At 38.8% G+C, this 22,445-nt stretch carries 15 protein-coding genes; 14 read left to right on the forward strand and 1 reads right to left on the reverse strand.

The features are described from left to right. Positions 1 to 40 precede the first annotated feature (40 nt). From tssJ to PSI23_RS13320, 14 genes are all read left to right on the forward strand, one after another. Positions 41 to 658, forward strand: coding sequence for a type VI secretion system lipoprotein TssJ (tssJ, locus tag PSI23_RS13255; protein WP_273555532.1), 618 nt, complete (start codon positions 41 to 43; stop codon positions 656 to 658). Between the two features lie 51 nt (positions 659 to 709). Continuing rightward, positions 710 to 2,092: a type VI secretion system baseplate subunit TssK gene (gene tssK, locus PSI23_RS13260; RefSeq protein WP_273555533.1), complete on the forward strand. Its 1,383-nt coding sequence runs from the start codon at positions 710 to 712 to the stop codon at positions 2,090 to 2,092. After that, the gene (locus PSI23_RS13265) at positions 2,092 to 3,348 is read left to right on the forward strand and encodes a DotU family type VI secretion system protein (protein ID WP_273555534.1); all 1,257 of its coding nucleotides are present in this window, start codon (positions 2,092 to 2,094) and stop codon (positions 3,346 to 3,348) included. The genes tssK and PSI23_RS13265 overlap by 1 nt, the downstream gene beginning before the upstream one ends. Positions 3,349 to 3,360: 12 nt before the next feature. Continuing rightward, positions 3,361 to 7,068, forward strand: coding sequence for a type VI secretion system membrane subunit TssM (tssM, locus tag PSI23_RS13270; RefSeq protein ID WP_273555535.1), 3,708 nt, complete (start codon positions 3,361 to 3,363; stop codon positions 7,066 to 7,068). Positions 7,069 to 7,107: 39 nt separating this feature from the next. Further along, positions 7,108 to 8,172, forward strand: coding sequence for a type VI secretion system protein TssA (tssA, locus tag PSI23_RS13275; protein ID WP_273555536.1), 1,065 nt, complete (start codon positions 7,108 to 7,110; stop codon positions 8,170 to 8,172). Positions 8,173 to 8,269: 97 nt separating this feature from the next. Next, positions 8,270 to 8,872, forward strand: coding sequence for a type VI secretion system contractile sheath small subunit (gene tssB / locus PSI23_RS13280; protein ID WP_273555537.1), 603 nt, complete (start codon positions 8,270 to 8,272; stop codon positions 8,870 to 8,872). Positions 8,873 to 8,875: 3 nt separating this feature from the next. Continuing rightward, entirely contained in the window at positions 8,876 to 10,378 is a 1,503-nt protein-coding gene (gene tssC / locus PSI23_RS13285; RefSeq protein WP_273555538.1) for a type VI secretion system contractile sheath large subunit, read from the forward strand. A gap of 185 nt (positions 10,379 to 10,563) precedes the next feature. Next, positions 10,564 to 11,049, forward strand: a complete 486-nt coding sequence (locus PSI23_RS13290) for an Hcp family type VI secretion system effector (protein WP_273555539.1) — start codon at positions 10,564 to 10,566, stop codon at positions 11,047 to 11,049. Positions 11,050 to 11,119: 70 nt separating this feature from the next. Then, entirely contained in the window at positions 11,120 to 12,817 is a 1,698-nt protein-coding gene (locus PSI23_RS13295) for a type VI secretion system-associated FHA domain protein (RefSeq protein WP_273555540.1), read from the forward strand. 76 nt (positions 12,818 to 12,893) lie between these two features. Then, a complete protein-coding gene (gene tssE / locus PSI23_RS13300; RefSeq protein ID WP_273555541.1) occupies positions 12,894 to 13,448 on the forward strand; it encodes a type VI secretion system baseplate subunit TssE in 555 nt (184 codons plus the stop codon). A gap of 75 nt (positions 13,449 to 13,523) precedes the next feature. Continuing rightward, on the forward strand, positions 13,524 to 15,398 hold the full coding sequence (gene tssF / locus PSI23_RS13305) for a type VI secretion system baseplate subunit TssF (RefSeq protein ID WP_273555542.1): 1,875 nt from the start codon (positions 13,524 to 13,526) through the stop codon (positions 15,396 to 15,398). A 173-nt stretch (positions 15,399 to 15,571) separates the two neighbouring features. Further along, positions 15,572 to 16,657 (forward strand): type VI secretion system baseplate subunit TssG, encoded by a 1,086-nt coding sequence (gene tssG, locus PSI23_RS13310; RefSeq protein WP_273555543.1) that lies wholly within the window; start codon positions 15,572 to 15,574, stop codon positions 16,655 to 16,657. Positions 16,658 to 16,704: 47 nt separating this feature from the next. Then, on the forward strand, positions 16,705 to 19,323 hold the full coding sequence (gene tssH, locus PSI23_RS13315; protein ID WP_273555544.1) for a type VI secretion system ATPase TssH: 2,619 nt from the start codon (positions 16,705 to 16,707) through the stop codon (positions 19,321 to 19,323). Between the two features lie 81 nt (positions 19,324 to 19,404). After that, a complete protein-coding gene (locus PSI23_RS13320) occupies positions 19,405 to 20,367 on the forward strand; it encodes a YopJ family acetyltransferase (RefSeq protein WP_273555545.1) in 963 nt (320 codons plus the stop codon). A gap of 129 nt (positions 20,368 to 20,496) precedes the next feature. On the opposite strand, the gene tyrR is transcribed toward PSI23_RS13320, so the two are convergent. Continuing rightward, entirely contained in the window at positions 20,497 to 22,089 is a 1,593-nt protein-coding gene (gene tyrR, locus PSI23_RS13325; RefSeq protein ID WP_273555546.1) for a transcriptional regulator TyrR, read from the reverse strand. Positions 22,090 to 22,445 lie beyond the last annotated feature (356 nt).

The raw sequence follows: 22,445 nt of genomic DNA on the forward strand, positions 1-22,445 counted from the left end.
CTTTTTTCAAATTACAACAAAATGAAAGATAAGATAAATCATGGTTAATATAAAAAATGCCACTCATGAAAAATCTACTTTCAGTGACAAGATATTCTGCGCAAAGATAATCTATGCCAAGACAATCAATAATAAAAAAAGAGATGCGTTTTCTATCAATAGATTAAGTTTTAAATGGGCAATGATGATATTACTGTTTTTTCCATTAATAACATTGACAGGTTGTTCATCATCAGAACAGAAAAAATTGCCTCCCTATAATTTGATTTTCTACGCCACAAATAACGTGAATGATTCATCCCCACTTAAAATACGCGTCTTTTTATTGAAATCAAATTCTAGGTTTATATCTGCTGATTTATTTTCACTTCAAGATAATGCTCAGAAGGAGTTGGGTAATAGTTTGATTAATTCTGATGCATTTTTTTTACTGCCTTCCCAGCATAAATATTTCTTGTTGGAAAAAAACACTCCAGAAGCCAGCTATATCGGCATTCTGGCTGAATATAAGCAACTGAATGGGAAAAAATGGCGTATTTCATTGCCAGTACCGAGTCCTAAAAAATCTGCTTTCTACAAATTTTGGGTGTCACCACCCGACACATTAGACATATACATTCAAGTCACAGCCAATGCTTTAAATCTCATCAATAAATAAATGCAACTAACATTATGCCGCAAGAGATTATGCCGCAAGAGAAAGAATTACATGAGTAGAGCAGGAAAAGTTATCTGGACAGAAGGCATGTTCTTACGTCCCCATCACTTTCAGCAGTCTGAAAACTACCTAGAGGCTTATGTCCGTGATTGGGGCGTGGCTCAGGCTCCATACTACTGGGGTTTTTTAACTTTATCGTTAGACCAGTCATTCCTCGAACAAGGCAAAGTGAGGGTTGCATCAGCCAGTGGTATCTTTCCTGACGGAACACCATTTAGTTTTACCGAAGCACACGCCCCTGTACCGTTACAAATTGAAGAAAATCAAACCGGGGAAAATGTCGTATTGGCACTGCCAATATTTCGGGGAGGAAGAGAAGAAGTCATTTTTCATGAGAGCAAAGATTCTATGGCGCGTTTTGTCAGTATTGACGCCGAGGTCAATGATTTTAATGCTATGTCAGTCGGAAGTGCCACAGTGCAGTTTGGTCAAATGCGTCTGCGGCTGATGTTGGAATCAGAGCTGACACCGGAATGGACTTCACTCAATATTGTGCATGTTATAAATAAAGCCCGTAATAATAAATTACACCTTGATTCACGCTTTATTCCTCCCCTGCTCAACTGCCATGCACATCCTCAAGTTGTGAGTTTCATTAATGATTTGCAAGGCTTGCTGGAACAACGCCGCCAGCAGATGAGTCAATGCATGTTTCAATTAGATCAACAAAGCAGTTCAGAAGTTATGTACTTCCTTCTATTGTCATTATTAAATCGTTATAGCGGTCAAGTGAGCCACATACAGCATATACCATTATTACATCCAGAACGGCTGTTCAGTGAATGGCTGCAATTTTCCACTGAATTGGCAAGTTTCTCTCCGACGCGTGTCCCGGAGGAGAAACTGCCCGTTTATGATCATGACAATTTGAAATTATGTTTCAATCACCTAATGCTCCAGTTGCGTCAAGGATTATCAATCATTCTGGAAGAACAGGCAATACAATTGCCTTTGACCGAATATTCTCATGGCCTGAATGTTGCTACTTTACCTGATGCCAATATGCTACATACATTCAGCTTTGTGCTGGCCGTTTATGCTGATGTGCCCAAAGAGACACTGATGTATCACTTTCCCGCCCAAATGAAGATTGCCCCTGTTAGCCGCATACGTGAACTGGTTCAGTTACAGCTACCCGGCATTTCGATAAGTGCAATGCCATCAGTCCCCAGACAACTTCCCTGGCATTCCGGTTACCTATACTTCGAATTAGAAAAAGAGGGTGAATTATGGAACCAAATGGAACAATCCGGTGGTTTTGCGTTACATCTGGCAGGTGAATTTCCTGGTCTGCGCATCGAATTTTGGGCTCTTCGTAATCAGCTCAAAAGTTCACTCAAAAAAGGGCGCCCAAATAGCGGGAACAATTCATAATGACTCAGGAAAAAAATACCCAAAATATACATGCTGTACTTTCTGGTGACACTCAGGATAATCCATTAGTTACTGCCGCAAACCCTTTATTAAACAGTATTCCACTGATTCGTCATTCCACCACGCACCCTGATCCAATAGACCTGCGGCAAAAATTGATCGATGACATTCGCAGTTTTGAGCTGAAATGCCAACACGCCAAACTTCCTTATGAAGTCATCATTGGGGCGCGCTACTGTCTATGCACAACATTGGATGAAGCAGCAGCACTGACTCCTTGGGGGACTCGCAGTGTTTGGTCTACCAGTGGATTGCTGGTCACGTTTCACAATGAAACGTGGGGAGGTGAGAAATTTTTCCAGTTATTGGCCACATTATCTCAAAAACCTAAAGAGAATTTGTTATTGCTGGAACTCATTAATTTTTGTCTCCAGCTTGGGTTTGAAGGGCGTTACCGTATTATGGATAATGGACACTCTCAATTGGAAACCTTGAAACAACGCCTGTTCCAGTTAATTCATTCAGTTCGTGGCTCTTATTCCCCCGAATTGTCACCTACACTACAAAAATCACCCATATTACAAAAAACTGTAGCACCGAATAAACGCCGACAATCTCCTTTTCCTATGTGGGTCTATATAATCTTGGTCATTGTTCTGGCGTGTATTTTGTATATCGGGTTAAATTGGACATTGGGATATATAGCCAAACCATCATTAACGAAAATAGACAAAATCGCAGATATAATAGAAAGAACCAATTTGCCCAATATGTCAGTCGATAATCGAATATCTTCCTCCATATTACCAACCCCACACCTGAAAGATATGCTGAGCAACGAAATTGCAGAGGGATTACTGACAGTAAGTGATTCATCTAATAAGAGTATCGTCACGTTACAAGGTGATGGGTTATTCAATACGGGGTCATCCCGGATTAGAAACCGTTATTTAAGTGTTATCAAACGTATTGCTGAGGAAATGAACCACACTAAGGGGAAAATTTTAGTTATTGGTCATACCGATAATGTTCCTATTAACAACATCTATTACTTATCCAACAACCAATTATCACTCGTTAGGGCTGACTCTGTAAAAAAAGAGCTTCAGAAATATCTGGATCAACCCGAACGTATAAGTACAGAAGGAAAAGGAGATAGTAATCCGCTATTACCAAATGATACGCCAAGTCATAGAGCCAAAAATAGACGAGTAGAAATCACACTGTTAGTTTCTCCTGTAAATCAGGCTGAGTGAGAAAATTGAAATATGTTAAATGCCATTCTTTCTATTTTTACTAATCGGTTAACATGGAATTTCTTCGGAATCACAATCATTTCTTCGATTATCTGGTTTATTGGCCCGATTATTTCCATTGGTAATACAGTACCTTTTAAATCAAGTGCGGTACGAATAGTCACCATTTTATTTTTATATCTTATCTGGTTATTCATCCTGTCAATATTTCTCTTATACCAGACATGGAGGAACAAAAAACTGTCTACTCAAAAAGTTCCTAATCAATTGAACGAAAACGATAATGAGAGTAAACAGTCAAAATATTCACAATATGCTGCGTTATCAGAACACTTTTCTGATGCTCTACGGCTACTGAAAAATGCCTATTTTTATAATCTGGACACTAAATACAAATCAAATAAATATAAACCAAGCAGATACAAATCAAACTGGAGAACTTTTTTCAGTCGTCGATATCTATATCAATTACCCTGGTATGTCGTTATCGGTGCTCCTAACTCCGGAAAAACAACCATGCTGGCAAATTCCGGCCTGCCCTTTCCATTGGCAGAACATTTTGGGAATCTCACTGCGTACAGCATGAAAGAAACGGATAATTGTAACTGGTGGTTCACCAATAATGCAGTCCTGCTGGATACAACCGGGCGATATACTACTCAAGACACTCTATACGAACAAGATGCTGGTGAATGGAAATATTTTATTAGTCTGTTGAAAAAATATCGTACACGTCAACCACTCAATGGAGTCATTCTTACCATTAGCGTGGAAGATTTATTAAATCCATCAAAGAAAGCACGTGATCAACAAGCTTATCTATTACGCAGACGTCTGGCGGAATTACATGAACAGTTTAAAATCCAGTTTCCTATTTACGTCATCGTCACCAAAATTGATTTATTGAAAGGATTTAGTGCTTACTTTAGCCATTTTGATAAAGCACAACGTGATCAAACCTGGGGTTTCAACTTCCCTTGGGATAAAACAGACTGGAGTCTGAACGAAGTTTTTGAGCAACAATTTTTTGAGCAACAATATAGTTTATTACAAAAACGATTAGATGCGGAATTACCCGATGTTTTATTGCAATTAAATGATCCCCGGCATTGCGCTGAAAGTTATTTATTTCCACAAGAATTCGCCGCACTGCGATCATTGATTGCACAGCATCTTGAAATCGCATTCGCTCAATCAAGATTTGACATACCTTATTTACTACGAGGGCTTTACTTCACTAGCGGAACACAGGGAGGCACATCATTTGATAGCGTGATGGAAAGACTCAATCATAATCTTCAATTACCGACGGATAATGACAGTCATTCGCTATCATGGCGAAATAATCAGGTATGTGGAAACAATAAAAACTCACTGGAGCATCCCCCCGTTAGTCAAGCCTATTTTCTGAAAAGTCTGCTGGAAAATATATCTCAAGAGGCAGGGCTTGCCAGTCAAAATCGTTGGTGGGTATACAGGAATCGTCTACTGAATGGGTTAAGTTATACTGCTCTGGCTGTATTTCTTGGATTGATGGTCATCTATTTTTTTATCAGTTATAACGACAATAAAAACTACCTAATAAAAGTACAAAATAATATCCAAACTATCTCTAATTCACCTCTAGATTTAGAAGGTGATTTTAAAAAGAACATCAATAACTATTCTTCTGATATTTATGCCGGGCTACCTATTCTGAATTCTCTGGAAAATTTGGTTATTTCACCACCAGACCAGATAGTTCTACCTTATAGTAAACAAATTCATGATGCCTGTAATTTACTGTACTACAAAGCGTTACAAAAATTATTACTACCACAAGTGGAACAAGCAATAATTTCTCAAATACAACAAGATAACGACAATGATTTGTCTAATAATTATAATATGCTGAAAGCGTATCAGATTTTACATTATACTGGGGATAATAAATCTAAATACGACGGTGATTTTTTGTATAATTGGATGATACTATATTTGCAAAAACATCTACCATTAAATATCCAGAAAGAACAGTTAGAACAAATAAAGAAACACTTATATAAACTATTTCAATATTCAGTCGTTAAATCACCCTATATTTATCAACTACAACTGGTAAAGGAAAAACAAAAATTATTCAGCAACATTTCACCAGCACAGATCGATTATATCCTTCTTAAAAAAGAGCTATCAGATGATCCAAGTTTACCATCTATATACTTAGCAGATCTTACAGTCAATGACGATGAACACGCTATTTTACTCACTGGAGATGCATCAGACTCTCAATATATATCAGGAATATTCACTCCCATAGGATATAAAAAATTCAAAGTAATTCTTGATAAGAAAATATCTAGGTTGAACGATGAAAAAGACTGGGTACTTGGTCGTTATGCAAAAAAATATCCACTAAAAGATATTGCTATTTCAGCATTAGAATTTTATATCAATGATTATATGAGATCATGGGATAATTTTTTGTTAAAAATTCATCTTGACAAGGAAAAAGAACACAATTTTAACGAACTAAACTATAAAATAAAACTTCTTAATTCAAATAACTCTCCCATACGAAATTTAATAATTAATATCACTAAAAATGTCACTCTAGAGGAAAAGAAAAACAGTGGAAAATCAGGTGTAATAAGTGATTTATTTAATCATAAAACTAACCCATTTATAAAAATTTCACCTAATCAATTAATACAAGAAGATGCTAAAATCGCATTAGAACAAAAATTAAAAAAGCATTTTTCATCATACATTGAATTAACTGAAATTTCTGATAAAAAAAATAATAAAATTGCTTTTGATAAAACACTAAATCAATTTTTTAGTAAACTTAGAGAATATGAGATTAAATCTACGCAACAGGGGGAGAAACCAAATCCATTAGATCAATCTTTCATTCAGCTACAAAATAAGGCGAAAGAACTGCCCATACCATTTAATTATATATTTTCTGAATTGTTAAAGGCCGCCACCAGTGATATACAGCACAGTAATTTTGAGAATCTCAGTAACCAACTGGATACAGAAGTTGGCGATTTTTACAATCAATCTATTGCCAACCGCTATCCTCTGACACGTGAGGCACATGACGATATAAAACCACATGATATGGCACAGATGTTTGCTCCCCAAACAGGTATCATGGACAGCTTTTTCAGGAAAAATCTGGCAGGAAAAGTCAATATTTCTCAAGCAAACTGGCATTTTATGTCGGGAGAAATAGATGAGAAAACATCGCCAAAAAGTACAAGTTTTTTGAAAGCATTCCAACAAGCCAAAACCATCCGAGATACCTTGTTTAGTTCTGGATCAACCACACCCTCATTCCATGTGATCGTGCATCCGATTAAGATGGATAATAATATATCGAGTATGGAACTGAATGTTGATGGTCAAATATTAAAATATAGCCACGGCCCACAAATTTCACAATCATTCAAGTGGCCCGGTCCCAACCATACCAACAATGTTTATATTCAATTGGATTTAGCGGATGGAACAACCTCCAAAGTAAACACTGATGGCCCATGGGCACTGAATCGACTGATAGATGAATATACAGACCCTAAACTAAACTCAAGTTCCAGAAATAATGAAACCCAGAAGATAAGATTAAACATTCACGGTCATTTCGTATTATTGGGCGTTACTTCAGACAGTACTTATAGCCCGTTTCAACTACCCTATTTCGTTTTTCCTAGCCTAAAAATTCATAATAAATAGGCAAAATGTTGAATCATCAAATAAGGGCAAAAGGTTATTATGAACATTGACGCTTTACTTGAACCGATCAGTACAGAATCTCCTTGTGGAGAAAATTTGGAATACGACTCTGAATTTATGTCACTAGAGTACTCCTTACTCGGAAAAGCAGAACAGCAGTTCGGTGATATCACAATTCCGGCAGAGCCGCCCGACTGGAAACTGGCTGAAAAACAATCCATTAAGCTGTTAAGTCGCACTAAAGACCTACGTATCATCATGGCGCTAACACAATCATGGTTAGAAACACGGGGATTATGTGGCTATGCGGATGGACTAAATTTGCTTCAGAAGACGTTAGAACGCTATTGGGAAGAGGTTTGGCCAAAATTAGAATTTGAAGGAGAATATGATCCTTTATTTCGTCTGAACATACTCGCTGCTATTGAGGATAATTCGCCTCTTTCATTGCAAATGCAACATTCCATTCTGTTGAAAAATATTTCGAAAGATTTATCATTTCTAGAGGCTTGTTCATTGCTGGATGGAACAATAAGCGAAATTAGCGGCTATATAGGCGGACGTTCTCGGTTGCTGGATGAATTAAAACAACAAATTAGTAGCTCTGAAGTTTTGGCAGTAATAAGTATTCGTAACCATCTTGTTGTAATACTCGATATTATTAGCCAGAAATTATCAGAAAGCCATGCTCCTAAATTATCTCAGTTATTAAAACAGTTAAATAAAGTGATTGAGTTTCTCCCCACACCTCAAGAAACAAAAAATAACCCTCAGGAATCATCCCAAAAAAATATTCTTGAATCAGTATATACGAATACAGAACAAAAAGATCCCGCATCAACGGAAACACTTTCAACGAACAGGATGTCTATTCATTTACATGAAATTGAAGCCAGTAATCGTGATGAAGCACGTATGTTATTAGAAAAGGCCAAAAACTATTTTCTCACGCATGAACCCAGTCATCCAGCTCCAATTATGATTGATCGTATTCAGCAGTTAATTGATCGTAACTTTCTTGACATTGTTTGTGATCTTGCCCCAGACGGATTAAATCAGCTCGCAATTATTTTCGGATTATCTCTCCCAGATAGTCCTGATTAGAACTTTATACAATCTGCCTTAACACAATCTGCCTTAACAGATTATTTATACCCCATCAATCTAACTTAGTGACTTAGCTAGTAATGGAGAATTTGTTATGAAATCCAGTGGACAAAAGTTTATTGCTCGAAATCGTCCCCCACGTGTACAAATTGAATATGACGTCGAACTTTACGGTTCAGAACAAAAAGTTCAATTACCATTTGTTATGGGAGTTATGAGTGATTTAGCCGGAAAACCGCTCGAAGCCCTACCCGAAGTTAGTGCCCGAAACTTCATGGAAATTGATATTGATAACTTTGATGAGCGCATGAAATCAATACAACCTCGGGTTGCTTTTCAGGTAGAAAATACTTTGACAAATGACGGAGAGCTACATATCGAATTAACCTTTGAAAAAATGGAAGATTTCCAGCCTGACTCTATTGCTAAAAAAGTGGAACCACTGGCTAAGCTACTGGAAGCACGAACCGAACTTGCAAACTTATTATCCTATATGGATGGTAAAAGCGGTGCAGAACAACTGATCGCCGATATCCTGCAAAACCCTGCCCTGCTGAAATCACTGGCCGAAGCACCAAAATCTGCCGAAAGTACTGCTGATATAGAAAGTACTGCTGATATAGAAAGTACCGCTGATATAGAAAGTACCGCTGATATAGAAAGTGCCACCGAAGAAGGGTCTGAGAATAAGGAGTAATTAATGAGTACTACTGAACAAGAAACCGAACTTCAGCAAGAACAGGCACCAAAAGAGTATACTCCCGATGAACTGAGTGTATTGCTGAATAAAGAATTCCGCCCACAAAGCGATCAGGCACGTAGTGCTGTTGAAAACGCAGTAACAACCCTGGCACAACAGGCATTAGAAAATGCAGTTACGGTATCCGGCGACACTTACCGCACTATTCAAGCCCTGATTGCCGAAATCGACAGCAAACTATCACAGCAAATCAATAAAGTTCTACATCATGATGAATTTCAGAATCTGGAAGGGGCTTGGCGTGGTCTGCACTATCTAGTCAATAACACGGAAACCGATGAAATGTTGAAAATCCGTGTAATGTGCATTTCCAAAAAAGAGTTAAGCAGTACACTCAAACGTTTCAAAGGTGTCAGTTGGGATCAAAGCCCTATCTTTAAAAAGATCTATGAAGCGGAATATGGTCAGTTTGGTGGTAAACCTTACGGTTGCTTGATTGGAGATTACTATTTCGATCATACAGCTCCCGATGTTGAGCTTTTGCGTGAAGTCGCACAAATTAGTGCAGCAACGCATTGTCCTTTTATTTCAGGAGCTGCACCAAGTGTTATACAAATGGATTGTTGGCAAGAGTTATCTAATCCACGGGATCTGACCAAAGTTTTCCAAAATACGGAATATGCCGCTTGGCACAGCTTACGTGAATCAGAAGATATTCGCTACGTGGGATTAACCTTACCGAGGTTTCTCTCGCGCCTGCCCTATGGCAGCAAAACGAATCCTGTAGATGATTTTAATTTTGAGGAGGATACTGAAGGCCCTACCCACAGTAACTATACATGGGCCAATGCCGCTTATGCTATGGCTGTTAATATCAACCGTTCATTTAAATTGTATGGTTGGTGTACTTCTATTCGTGGTGTAGAGTCCGGTGGGCTTGTGGAAAATTTGCCTTGTTATGTTTTCCCATCCGATGACGGAGGGGTTGATATGAAATGCCCCACCGAAATTGCAATTAGTGATCGCCGCGAGGCCGAATTAGCAAAAAATGGTTTTATTCCATTATTACACCGTAAAAATACGGATATGGCGGCATTTATTGGCGCACAATCACTTCAGAAACCTACTGAATATTACGATGTAGATGCAACCGCCAACGCTAATCTTTCAGCTCGTTTACCTTATTTATTTGCCTGCTGCCGTTTTGCCCACTATTTGAAATGTATTGTACGCGATAAAATTGGCTCATTTCAGGAACGCAGCGACATGGAAAATTGGCTCAATAACTGGATTATCAATTATGTTGATGGTGATCCGGTAAATTCTTCTCCGGGAACCAAAGCACGAAAACCATTGGCTGCCGCAGAGGTTCAAGTCGAAGAAATCGAAAGTAATCCAGGATATTATCACGCTAAATTTTTCCTGCGTCCTCATTACCAATTAGAAGGTTTAACGGTTTCTTTACGTCTGGTCTCAAGATTGCCGTCATTAAAAGACAATTAATTTTTCAATATCAGGAATAGTTTTATTATTCCATAAAGTACAGTTTCATAACGTACGATTCATAGCGTCATTTTTTATCTTTAATTTCTCATTAATATATAACTGCGACCATATTAACTAAACATTATCCTGCATTAAATACTATTTATAAATCATTATCTCACACACAGTTAAGGCATAAATCTATGAATAACACACATTCTTTTGTTAAATTTGACGGTATTACAGGTGAAGCTGAAGCTGAGAATTATAAAGGTTGGATCGGTGTCCAATTTATTAGTCGTGCAATAGTTAACCCGTCTCTTAACATGGCCGATGTTGGAAGCTGGGGTACAGGTAAAGGCTTTCTCAGTCATTTTATGCTTCATATTAATTATGATAAGGCTATCACCGCCTTAGAAAAATATGCTGCAAGTGGTAAACATATTCCGAAAACAGAAATTCATACACTTCGCACTGTTGGGGAAAAAGAGCCGACTTTATGGACTAAATACACACTTACTGACACTTATATTACTGAAATCAATAGTGGCCAACCTGCTGACAATGTCATCACTGTTGGTCTGGTAATGAAAAAAATTCAGTTCCATTACAAACCATCAGATTATAAAGGCACAGCACAGGCTGAAGTCACCTGGGGTTGGGATATAAGTAAACAAAAAGTCGAATAATCTTATTCAATTAACCAATAACCTCCCCATAGGGGAGGTTATTTCCCTCCAACAATAGGCATCCATAATTATGCGATTCACCATTGTTAAAAATATCGGTACAAATCAGCCACAACAATTGAGCTACGATTTCATACCACCCGGTGGCACAATTGGTCGCAGCCCGGATAATAACTGGGTTTTGCCCGATGAAGCGCAGGCCATAGCCCGTTTACAAGCTGTTGTATCTATTTCCACCGATGGAGAATGCCGTATTACCAATCGAGGATCAGCCTCTGAGATTTTGTTAAATACAATACCTATGGCTCCTGAGCGCCAGATTGAAATACGTAATGGTGATGTGCTCAATATTGGTGATTACCAAATTCAAATTATTAATACCCACCAAAGTGCAAGTACACCACCGTTAGCAGAAACTCGCACTCTGGATGCTAATATTTTTGGTACGATACGGGCATCTTCCGGAAAACCTGAAAATATCCCCAGTATGGTTTGGGATGGCTTGGAGAGTACCTTTGCCACAGCAGCTTCCACCAAATCTAATGCAAACTCATCTACGAACCCCCAACATTCCTTTCAGGAATTAAATGACAATAATCCGCTAACAAAACATCAACAAAATCAAGAGCGCAATCCAATAGACCCTCTTAAGCAAATGGAGACAACGATCGGGCTGGATTCTCTGCAACTTCGAGCCACAGATCCAATGACAATGTTTAATGCGGATGCTGAATCCCAGCAAGAAAACATTCTCACTGACACGACTCCCAGTACTTTATTGCAGCAAAGTGATCAATATAGCAGTAATAAATACAGTAATAATAAATGTAGTAGTAATAAATATAGTAGTCAGAATGATAAGCAGGAAGTTGACCCTCTGGTACTATTTTCCGATCAGCATATACATGGTATTAAAAATGATGATCCCCTCAATTTGATACTAAATAATGCTGAACCACTTACCACTGAAAAAACAACAGAGAAAATAACAGAAAACTTAACGCAAAATATCACAGATAAAGTGGAGGAAAATATTTTCTCTCCCAGCTCATCAAATCCAAATTCTACCCATAATAATAATGGCAAGCGTACCTATGAGCGCCTTGATATCGACCCAATGACATATTCTTCCAATCACCGCCAAACAGATGACGTTAAATTAGAAGGAAAACTATTGGCAGCCTTGTTGGACGGCATGGGACTCAATCATATCCAAAGTCCACAATTTGATGAACATGCGATGTATAAATTAGGGAAGCTGCTCAGTCAATTATTCCAGGGCATTATAGCGCTAAACGCTTCACGCTCACTGTTGAAACATCTGTCTGATATGGATAGGACTCAGGTTCTGGCAGATGCTAACAATCCATTTAAACTTCTTCCTTCCGGCCAAGCGGTACTGGTTCAAATGTTTGGTGATCATATGCCGGGATTTATGTCATCAGAACAAGCAACACGAGATATTTTAGTCGAGTTACAAGCACATCAATTGGGTATGATTGCAGGGTTACGTACTATTAAGACAGATATTTTACAATCATTCGATCCCTCAGTGATTGAGCAAAAAGCACGAGAAGAAGGTAACCTTCCCAACTCGTTATTATCATCAAATTATAAAGCCTCTATATGGGAGTATTTCACCAAAAATCATCAAAAAATCACTATGGAAACTGAACATGATTATGCCATGTTTGGTAAACATTTTCGGCAAGCCTATAAATCAGAAATGATTCGATATAAAGATTCTCAAGATAAAATAAAAAAATAGAAAACTTTTATCTGCTATTTCTCGTCATCTCAATTGAGATTCTTCATAACAATAATATTTATTTAATAGATACCTAATGAAAGATAATATAACCATGTTACATGGCGGTTATCATTCTCGAAAACCTCCTGCACGCATAACTGCCAGAGATAGAATGCAGTCTTCTTTACTTGACAGGCTTACAGATAACGAACCTGATAAGGAAAAAGAAGCCGCCAGCAACTATTTGTTATCACACAGAACCTTTCGACAAAATGTACTACGGGATTTGCAATGGTTGCTCAACAGCATCAATAATGAATCTAATCAAGAGCTTTCTTCTTTTGCTGAAATACAACATTCTACTTATAACTTCGGCATAGCACCATTGGCTGGTAAAAATATGTCTGATATCGAATGGAATGATATTAAAAATAAAATCATTAAAGCCATTCATATTTTTGAACCACGTATTATTCCCAATGAGCTTCAAGTGAATTGTATCTCTAATATAAATTCACTGTCTCTATACAACATATTATCAATAGAAATAAAAGGGGTTTTATGGTGCATCCCCTGGCCAATAGAATTCCTGTTTCGCAGCGACATTGATCTCGAGCACTGTTATTTCACTATGGAAGAAGCCAGCTAAAACTAGATTGGAAAAATATTCGGGAAAAAGCACTTTGTAAAAAAACATGCTGCAAAAAAATGACGAGGGAAAACCATGGATAGCAAACTGCTGGAATACTATAATCGCGAGCTGGTGTACTTACGCGAAATGGGCAAAGAATTTGCTGAACGCTACCCCAAAATTGCCAACCGTTTGGGAATGCACGGTATTGAAGTTACCGATCCCTATGTTGAACGCCTGATAGAAGGTTTCGCTTTCCTCACTTCCCGCATTCAGTTAAAGATGGATGCCGAATTTCAACACTTTTCCCAGCACTTACTGGAAATGCTATATCCCAACTATCTGGCTCCCACTCCCTCAATGGCAATCACTGAACTTCAACCCGACATGAGCAAAGGAGATATCAGCCATGGTTTTCTAGTGCCACGCGGTACTATTATGCTCAGCCAATCACTGAAAAAAGATGGAATTACTTTTCAATATTCCACTACTCAAGATGTGGTTTTACAACCTCTGAAGCTGCAAAAAGTTGAGCTTGGCAAGATCCCTGCCAATATCCCTCTTGTGGGATTAAACCTCAACCAATATGGTGCTGTCAGTGCATTGCGGATCCGCCTTACCTGCAAAGGAAAATTTTTTCTCCACGATTTGGATCTAAATAAACTGACATTTTTTCTATCAGGGCCAGATATTCAGTCTCAGAAATTGATGGAGCTGATTATGGAACATTCCGTTGGCATGGTATGCCAAACTCTGGATGAAACTCCGCAATATCTGACATTGCCTGATATTTCTCCACATCATGAAGGATTTGATGATGAGCAGGCCATTTTGCCTAATGATCCCCGTAATTTCAGTGGCTATCGTCAAGTTCAAGAGTATTTTGCCTTTCCGGCACGTTTCCGGTTCTTCAGTATTCGTGGTATGCAACCTTTGATTCAGGAGACCAAGAAAACCAATGAATTCGAGCTAATCATACTGCTGGATAAAACCGATAGGGGCCTGGAAAGTCTGATCGATACTTCCTATCTGGCATTGAACTGTACTCCCGTGATTAATTTATTCCCCAAAATGACCGAGCGGGTTATCGTAGATGAAAGTAGCAATGAATATCATCTGGTCGTGGATAATATCCGCCCACTGGATTACGAAATTTTTTCCGTGCAACGCTTGCACGGTGTGGATGCACAGCAAAAGCAAGAACGCATATTTCGCCCTTTTTGGTCAACTAACAGCGATGATACGGGTAATTACGGTGCTTATTTCTCACTACGTCGGACCCCCCGCATATTGTCTGAACATGCCCATCATTATGGAACCCGCACCAGCTATATTGGCACAGAGACGTTCATTTCAATTGTTGATGAACAACACTCTCCATGGTCTAACACATTGAAGTATCTGAATGCTGACGTTATGTGTACTAACCGAGATTTACCCGCCATGTTGCGGCAGCAGGATATCAATAGCTTTGCTATGCTGGACTCCATCCCCATCAGTAAAATTGAATTTCTTAAAAGACCGACGATTCCCCGCCCTGCTCTGGCAGAGGGGGCAATATCATGGAAATTAATCAGTCAACTGCAAATGAATTACACACACTTTATGGATAAAGATAAAAAAGAAGGAACTCAGGCAATACGACAATTATTAAGTCTCTATGCCGATCTTGCTGAACCAGCGGTAATGCGCCAAATCAATGGAATACGTCACTGCTCATTAAAAGAAATCTACCGTAGAGCACCTGAACCAGGCCCTATCGTCTTTGCCCGTGGTATCAGCATCAGACTAGAAGTCGATGAACAAGAGTTTGTCGGTGCCAGCCCGTGGATTCTGGGCAGTGTGCTGGAAAAATTATTCTCACGCCTTGTCACCATAAATTCCTTTACTGAAATGACCCTACATAGCCAGCAACGCGGGCAGATCGGTTTCTGGCCTGCCCGCATGGGCAACAAAAAACTGATATAAGAACTGGTATAAGTTGGTATATACCCAATGGATTTCAAGATGCGTCGCAGCGGCAAGGGAGCGAATCCCCGGGAGCATAGATAACTATGTGACCGGGGTGAGTGAACGCAGCCAACAAAGAGGCAACTTGAAATACGAAGGGTATAAAAAATATAAGTTGGGGTAAAAGCCATATGAATATAAAGACAAATGTCATTTCCATTCATCGTGTATGCCGCTTGCCTGAAAATTTCTGGAAACAACTCACTCAAACACCTTGGCAGTTTGATCTATTTCAGATCTTACGACGCATTGATGCCCAGTCGGGAGAGTTTTATCGGTTAGGGACTGCCCCACTACCACGATATGAGCCTTTGCGCTTGGGACAAAAAGCTTCAATGGAATTCGCCCCCAGCACAATTTCAAAAGTCCGTAAGCTGGAAAATTCAAAGTTGTATGAAATGCTTATTTACAGCTTCGGATTATTTGGCCCTAATGGCCCATTACCTTTGCATCTGACTGAATATGCTTATTCACGGGAATATAATTATAAAGATCCAACGTTGGGAGCCTTTGCCAATTTATTTCACCATCGGCTGATAACCTTGTTCTATCGTGCCTGGGCCAATGCACAACCTACCTCATCATTAGATCGACCAGACAATCAGCAGTTTTGTCATTATATGGATTGCCTGATAGGAACAGGGCTACCAGCCCAACAGAGTTTCAATTCGATTAATAACGATGCCACTAACACCGATAGTATTATCAGCAACCATACCCGTTATGCGTTGGCTGGTCATCTTTCCCGTCAAAGACACAGTGCAGAAGGGTTGAGAAAAATACTATTCTTTTATTTCAAGATACCCGTAAGAATTGTCCAAAATATTCCACAATGGTTGAAAACCGAAACAAAGGATCAGGCTCGATTGGCGGCAGGACGCCATATTCCTAATTTAGGTAAATCTGCAATTTTGGGAATTGCTGTATATGATATTCAACATAAATTCCGTATTGAATTGGGACCATTAACTCGAACAGAGTATGATAATTTTTTGCCTGGACAGCCGAAATCTCAACAAGTATGTGATTGGGTTTATCAATATTTGGGTATTGAGTACGCATGGGATATTAAATTAATTCTTGATAGATCAGATATAACAGAAATGCATCTGTCAAAAACAACCATGAAATTAGGCCTCAATAGTTGGTTGGGAAAAGTTAAAAAAACAACCCATTATGACGATTTAATCTATAACCCTGCCTCATTGAAAAGCTAATTTGAAATAATTCTCTCATTATTCACAACATATTGCGGATTATACTTATGTCAGAAATCAGTCGTTCAGTGCTCTTCGGTAAGCTCAATCGTATATTATTCATTTCACTGGAAAACGCCACAACCTTCTGCAAGCTGCGCAGTAACCCTTATGTCGAGTTAGTACATTGGTTCCATCAGCTCATGCAGCAACAAAACTGTGATTTACAATCGATTATCCGCTACTTTGCATTAGATGAGGCCAAACTGACAAAAGACATTATTGCAGCTTTGGATCGCCTGCCGCGTGGAGCCAGCGCGATTTCTGATCTCTCCGAACATATTGACAGTGCTGTAGAACGTGCTTGGGTATATGGTTCATTAAAATTTGGCGTTAATAAGATCCGTAGTGCGCATTGGCTGATTGGTATGTTAAAAACCTTCAATCTACGCAATACCCTGAAAGCTATTTCACCACAGTTTGAGCAAATAAGTGTAGATACGCTGGTAGATAATTTCAACGCTATCTGCGGCAGTAGTGATGAAGCCCAAGATAGCGAGCCATCACCCAACAGTTCCCAATCCACACAACCACAAGCTACTGAGAATACCTTGCGACAATATGGGCAAGATTTAACAGATCGGGCCCGCAATGGGGATATTGACCCCGTATCAGGACGTGATGAAGAGATCCGCCAGATTATTGATATCCTGATGCGCCGCCGCCAAAATAATCCCTTACTGACAGGTGAAGCAGGAGTGGGAAAAACCGCCGTCATTGAAGGGCTGGCTTTACGGATCGCAGCCAATGAAGTCCCTCCTCCTCTGCAAAACGTTCAACTCTGGCTATTGGACATTGGTATGTTACAAGCGGGAGCTGGTGTCAGAGGGGAGTTCGAATCCCGCTTACGCAAAGTGATTGATGAAGTACAATCCAGCCCTATTCCCATTATTCTGTTTATTGATGAAATCCATACGCTAATAGGTGCAGGCGGACAACAGGGAACCGGTGATGCGGCCAATTTACTTAAACCCGCATTAGCACGAGGTCAGTTACGAACGCTTGGAGCTACTACTTGGTCAGAATACAAGAAATATATTGAAAAAGATCCTGCCCTCACCCGCCGTTTTCAAGTTGTCCAAGTTCATGAGCCAGATGAAAATAAAGCACTTCTGATGCTACGTAGTCTAGTGGGAGCGCTGGAAAAACATCACCGTATCCTCTTACTGGATGAAGCCGTTGAAGCCGCTGTACGCCTCTCCCATCGCTATATTCCAGCCCGTCAATTACCAGATAAAGCCGTGGCTCTGCTGGATACAGCTTGTGCCAGAGTAGCTATTAGCCAACACGCCGAACCGCCCCAATTGGAAAATTGCCGACATCAAATTAATGCTTTGAAGATTGAATCAGAAATTGTCGTACGAGAATCAAAAGTGGGTGTCGACAATCAGCAACGATCAAAAATCATCCTTGACGAGCTATCCATTTTGGAAGAACAAAATATTCAGTTGGAACATCGCTGGCAACAAGAACTCACTCTGGTTGATAAAATCATTCATCTGCAAACCCAAATTCATGAACAGCAGGATGATGATATCAATGTGCTTTATACTGAGCTGCCGGCATTACAGCAACAATTGAAAATGTTGCAAAAAGAAACCCCTCTTATCTTTGCTTCAGTAGACAGCAATGTTGTTTCCTCCGTTGTATCAGACTGGACAGGAATTCCTCTTAGCCGCATGGTAAAAGATGAAATTGATGCTGTTCTACATTTGGCTGATACGCTTAACCAACGAGTCATCGGACAGTACCATGCTTTAGAATTAATAGCGAAACGGGTACGCACTTCACGCGCTAAATTGGATGATCCCAATAAACCTGTTGGTGTGTTCATGCTATGCGGGCCTTCTGGTGTCGGTAAAACCGAAACAGCGCTGGCATTGGCGGAAACTCTGTATGGCGGGGAACAGAACTTAATCACCATCAATATGAGTGAATTTCAGGAAGCGCATACAGTATCCACATTAAAAGGCGCGCCTCCGGGATATGTGGGCTATGGTGAAGGTGGAGTATTGACCGAAGCCGTACGACGACGTCCCTACAGTGTAGTATTACTGGATGAAATTGAAAAAGCCCATCCTGATGTTCATGAGATTTTCTTTCAAGTCTTTGACAAGGGGTGGATGGAAGATGGTGAAGGCCGCCACATTGATTTCCGCAACACCATTATTATCCTGACATCCAACGTAGGTGCCGACTTGGTCTGTTCATTATGCACACAACAAGATCTCATGCCTGATCCGGAAAAACTCAGTACGGCACTGAGAAAACCATTATTAAAGGTATTTCCTGCTGCCTTACTGGGGCGTTTACTGGTTATTCCTTACTATCCATTAAGTGATGAGGTAATGAAAAATATCGTTCATCTTCAATTGGATAGAATTAAAAAACGTTTATTGGAAAATCATGGCATTACAGCTACATTCGATGATGCCACGGTTGAGTATATCGTCAGTCGATGCACAGAAATCGAATCGGGTGGCCGTATGGTGGATGCTATCTTGACCAATACTCTGCTACCACAAATTAGTCAACATCTGCTTTCCGCCAGCGCCAATGATCAAAAATATCATCAGTTGGTCGTATCCCTGAAACAAGGTGGGTTCCAATTCAAATTTACAAATTAGATTTGTATTCAGAATGATCGTGGTATTTTTCATAAATCCACTATTGAAGAGCAAATAGATTTCCTATAGAGAATAAATATTATGTATACAGAAAAACAACTTTACGCCAACATGGATGAAGTTTTTTTTAGAAATTCCGGAGACATTATCGCGCAATTAAAGGCATATAAAAACTTAATTAAATACAATATAGAAAACAAGAAACAAATAGAAGCCAATTATGCTGTAGGAGCAGATCTCAGTCTATTACCAAAAATAGTAGAATTAGAAAACCAAAAAAACTCTCGCTTAAATCTTTACATTGCTAAAAGCCCCAATGAATTAATACAGAAAATAATAGAATTAAGAAATAAGAATGAAACTTCTGCCAGATTTATTGTTGGCACAGGCAATAACGATCTGACGCACTTTATTGCCTTAGATTATAGAAAGTTAGAAGGAAATCCGTCTTTAATAGGTATTGAATCTGCTACAATAATAAGCTCTGATGAAAGAGGTAATGTACCAAGTATGTTAATAAATGACATAAAGCTTTTATTGAAAACCAACAACCTTAACATTCCTCTTATAGTTATTTCATCTGATGTTCAAAAAAGCATGGGGGAATGCATTATTTTCAGCATTTTCTTTTGCAAAAAAATGTTTAAGCATTCAATATACTTAAACAATCTACGTAAAAGTGAAAAATTCATGAGAAATGATTTCATTCAAGATGGATTTACTCCAACTGCATCATCAAATATATTTTTTCCACCAGAATTCATGAAACATACACAATCTAAAAGTAGATTAAATGATTATTTATCAAGATTGGAAAAATTTAAATACTTGGATATGAATACACTTAAAGTAAATAATAAGGGTGATAAATTAATGGAATATTTCAATAGGCATAAAATCGTCGGAGAAGTCAGAAGTCAAAATCCAGAGAACAAATGTCAACAAAAAAATTATAGCAACTCGATAGAAATAAAAAGACAAAAGATAATCAATTCAGTTTTAGATGCCTATAATACAAGAGAAGATTTTTTTGATAAAAAATAAATGATTTCTGACCCCGCTATATGCTACCTTTTTATTGCAATTCTCGCCTAATTGAGTCGTATGCATTGGCTGTGAGCAAAAATTTGATGCATGCAGCCAATGCTATACGCTTAATGATGAATTTGCTGCCTATTCATCATTTTCATGTTCAACTGTGTGTTTCTTACCACTCAGACCATATTCACGTAATTTATTGGCTATTGCTGTGTGAGAAACACTAAGCCGTTTTGCTAGTTTACGCGTACTGGGATAATGACGATAAAGGCGTGTCAAGACAGAACGTTCAAAACGCTTGCTGATTTCATCCAAAGATCCCACCAGAATATCTTCATTAAATGCCACTTCTGCTTCTAATTCAGGTAGCTGAATATCCTGCGGACTGAGTTTGTTGCTCTCAAGTTGAGTCAGTGCATGATAGATAGCATTTCGAAGTTGCCTAACATTTCCGGGCCAATGATAACTACAAAGAAATTGCTCTAAGTCAGAAGAAAATTTAGGTTTATCTAAGCCTTGTTCTGCCGCAAAACGCGCTACAAAATAGTCCGTCAATGGCATGATATCAGCCTGACGTTCCCGCAAAGGAGGCAATGTAATGGTTAAAACATTCAGCCGATAATAGAGATCTTCACGAAATTCCCCTTTTTGTACCAATTCAATTAAGTTTTTCTGAGTAGCGCAGATAATACGGACATTCACTTTAACTTCATTCTCTTCACCTACACGGCGAAATGTTCCGTCATTTAAGAAACGAAGTAATTTGATTTGCATTTGTGACGACATTTCACCGATTTCATCCAATAAAACCGTACCACCATTAGCTTGTTCAAAGAAACCTTTTTTGCCTTCCAATGCATTCGGATAGGCTCCTGCCGCATAACCAAACAGTTCACTTTCTACAACATCATCCGGCATAGAAGCACAATTCAGCCCAAGAAAAGGCTGTTTTCCCCTTGCGCTCCGCAAATGACAGGCTTTAGCAAATTCATCTTTTCCCGTTCCTGTCTCACCAATAAACAATAAGGGAACATCAAGCATCGCCATTTTACGGGCCTGCTCTACGACATGAACCATTTTAGGGCTAGCAGCAATAATTCGTTCAAAAGCGCCATCATCATTTGCGGTTAATTTTTTAAGCGGAGATTCAATATGCACCGATGAATGATGTTCGCCAGAACGCAACATAATCACAGCCCCTACACATCTAACAATCTGATTTTCATCCATTAACTGCATAGGAATAATATCCATCCCATAATCTTGCCCTTTGATGGATAATTGTGCTGAATGTTGTTGATGATCCTCACTTTCAAGCCAGCGAAGAAAATTGTAATTGCTAATTAAATGACCAATATTTTTTTGGCTGATTTTCTCTTTACTGAAACCAAACAATGACAAAGCAGCAGAGTTAGCCAGTTCAATATTACCTTTCATATCAATAGAAAAGATAGGCTCAGGAACTGATTCCAATAAAGTCCACATCGCTCTGTGCTCTTTCTCTGACGGCATGAAAGCAACCGTTCTGACATCAATAACACCATTGATTCGGCGAATTTCTGCCATCAACACACGGAAAATATTGAAGTCAATTTGAGTAAAATTAAGGTAAATACGACGTTCAGGAGAAATTTCAATTCCTTTCAGGTCAATATTTCGTAATACCAGTAAATCAAGTAATTCGCGGGTTAACCCAATTCGATCCTGACAAGTAACTTCCAATCGCATTTTTCTGACCTTATTTACACGATGTTCTAAACCACCTGAAATGTTACCCGTTACTACCCAAGAGATGAAGCCCTTGTCAGCAAAAGTTTACAAGAAAGTGAGATGTCAATCTGGTATGACAGTAATAATTAATTAGCTACTTTGCTGTTATTTGTATCTTTGGTTGTACTTTTGTTTTTCATTGGTAACGTACTTGTAAGCTAAATGAGCAATTGCACAAAATATACAATAAAAACATGTAATTGAATAAATTATACAACTTGATAAGATAACAAATGTACACCAGTATGTACAAACAGAAAACATACTCACTATAGCATATAGCAATGAATTTCACGCTCGTTAAATAGGGGAAA

This window comes from Xenorhabdus yunnanensis (genome assembly GCF_028598805.1).
In the GTDB taxonomy this organism is placed as follows: Bacteria; Pseudomonadota; Gammaproteobacteria; order Enterobacterales; family Enterobacteriaceae; genus Xenorhabdus; species Xenorhabdus yunnanensis.

Coding starts and splice junctions, on each gene's coding strand:
- PSI23_RS13295 (WP_273555540.1), top strand. CDS start 11,120: ATGCGATTCACCATTGTTAAAAATATCGGTACAAATCAGCCACAACAA.
- PSI23_RS13265 (WP_273555534.1), top strand. CDS start 2,092: ATGACTCAGGAAAAAAATACCCAAAATATACATGCTGTACTTTCTGGT.
- PSI23_RS13320 (WP_273555545.1), top strand. CDS start 19,405: ATGTATACAGAAAAACAACTTTACGCCAACATGGATGAAGTTTTTTTT.
- tssM (WP_273555535.1), top strand. CDS start 3,361: ATGTTAAATGCCATTCTTTCTATTTTTACTAATCGGTTAACATGGAAT.
- PSI23_RS13290 (WP_273555539.1), top strand. CDS start 10,564: ATGAATAACACACATTCTTTTGTTAAATTTGACGGTATTACAGGTGAA.
- tssF (WP_273555542.1), top strand. CDS start 13,524: ATGGATAGCAAACTGCTGGAATACTATAATCGCGAGCTGGTGTACTTA.
- tssA (WP_273555536.1), top strand. CDS start 7,108: ATGAACATTGACGCTTTACTTGAACCGATCAGTACAGAATCTCCTTGT.
- tssK (WP_273555533.1), top strand. CDS start 710: ATGAGTAGAGCAGGAAAAGTTATCTGGACAGAAGGCATGTTCTTACGT.
- tssC (WP_273555538.1), top strand. CDS start 8,876: ATGAGTACTACTGAACAAGAAACCGAACTTCAGCAAGAACAGGCACCA.
- tyrR (WP_273555546.1), bottom strand. CDS start 22,089: ATGCGATTGGAAGTTACTTGTCAGGATCGAATTGGGTTAACCCGCGAA.
- tssJ (WP_273555532.1), top strand. CDS start 41: ATGGTTAATATAAAAAATGCCACTCATGAAAAATCTACTTTCAGTGAC.
- tssB (WP_273555537.1), top strand. CDS start 8,270: ATGAAATCCAGTGGACAAAAGTTTATTGCTCGAAATCGTCCCCCACGT.
- tssH (WP_273555544.1), top strand. CDS start 16,705: ATGTCAGAAATCAGTCGTTCAGTGCTCTTCGGTAAGCTCAATCGTATA.
- tssG (WP_273555543.1), top strand. CDS start 15,572: ATGAATATAAAGACAAATGTCATTTCCATTCATCGTGTATGCCGCTTG.
- tssE (WP_273555541.1), top strand. CDS start 12,894: ATGAAAGATAATATAACCATGTTACATGGCGGTTATCATTCTCGAAAA.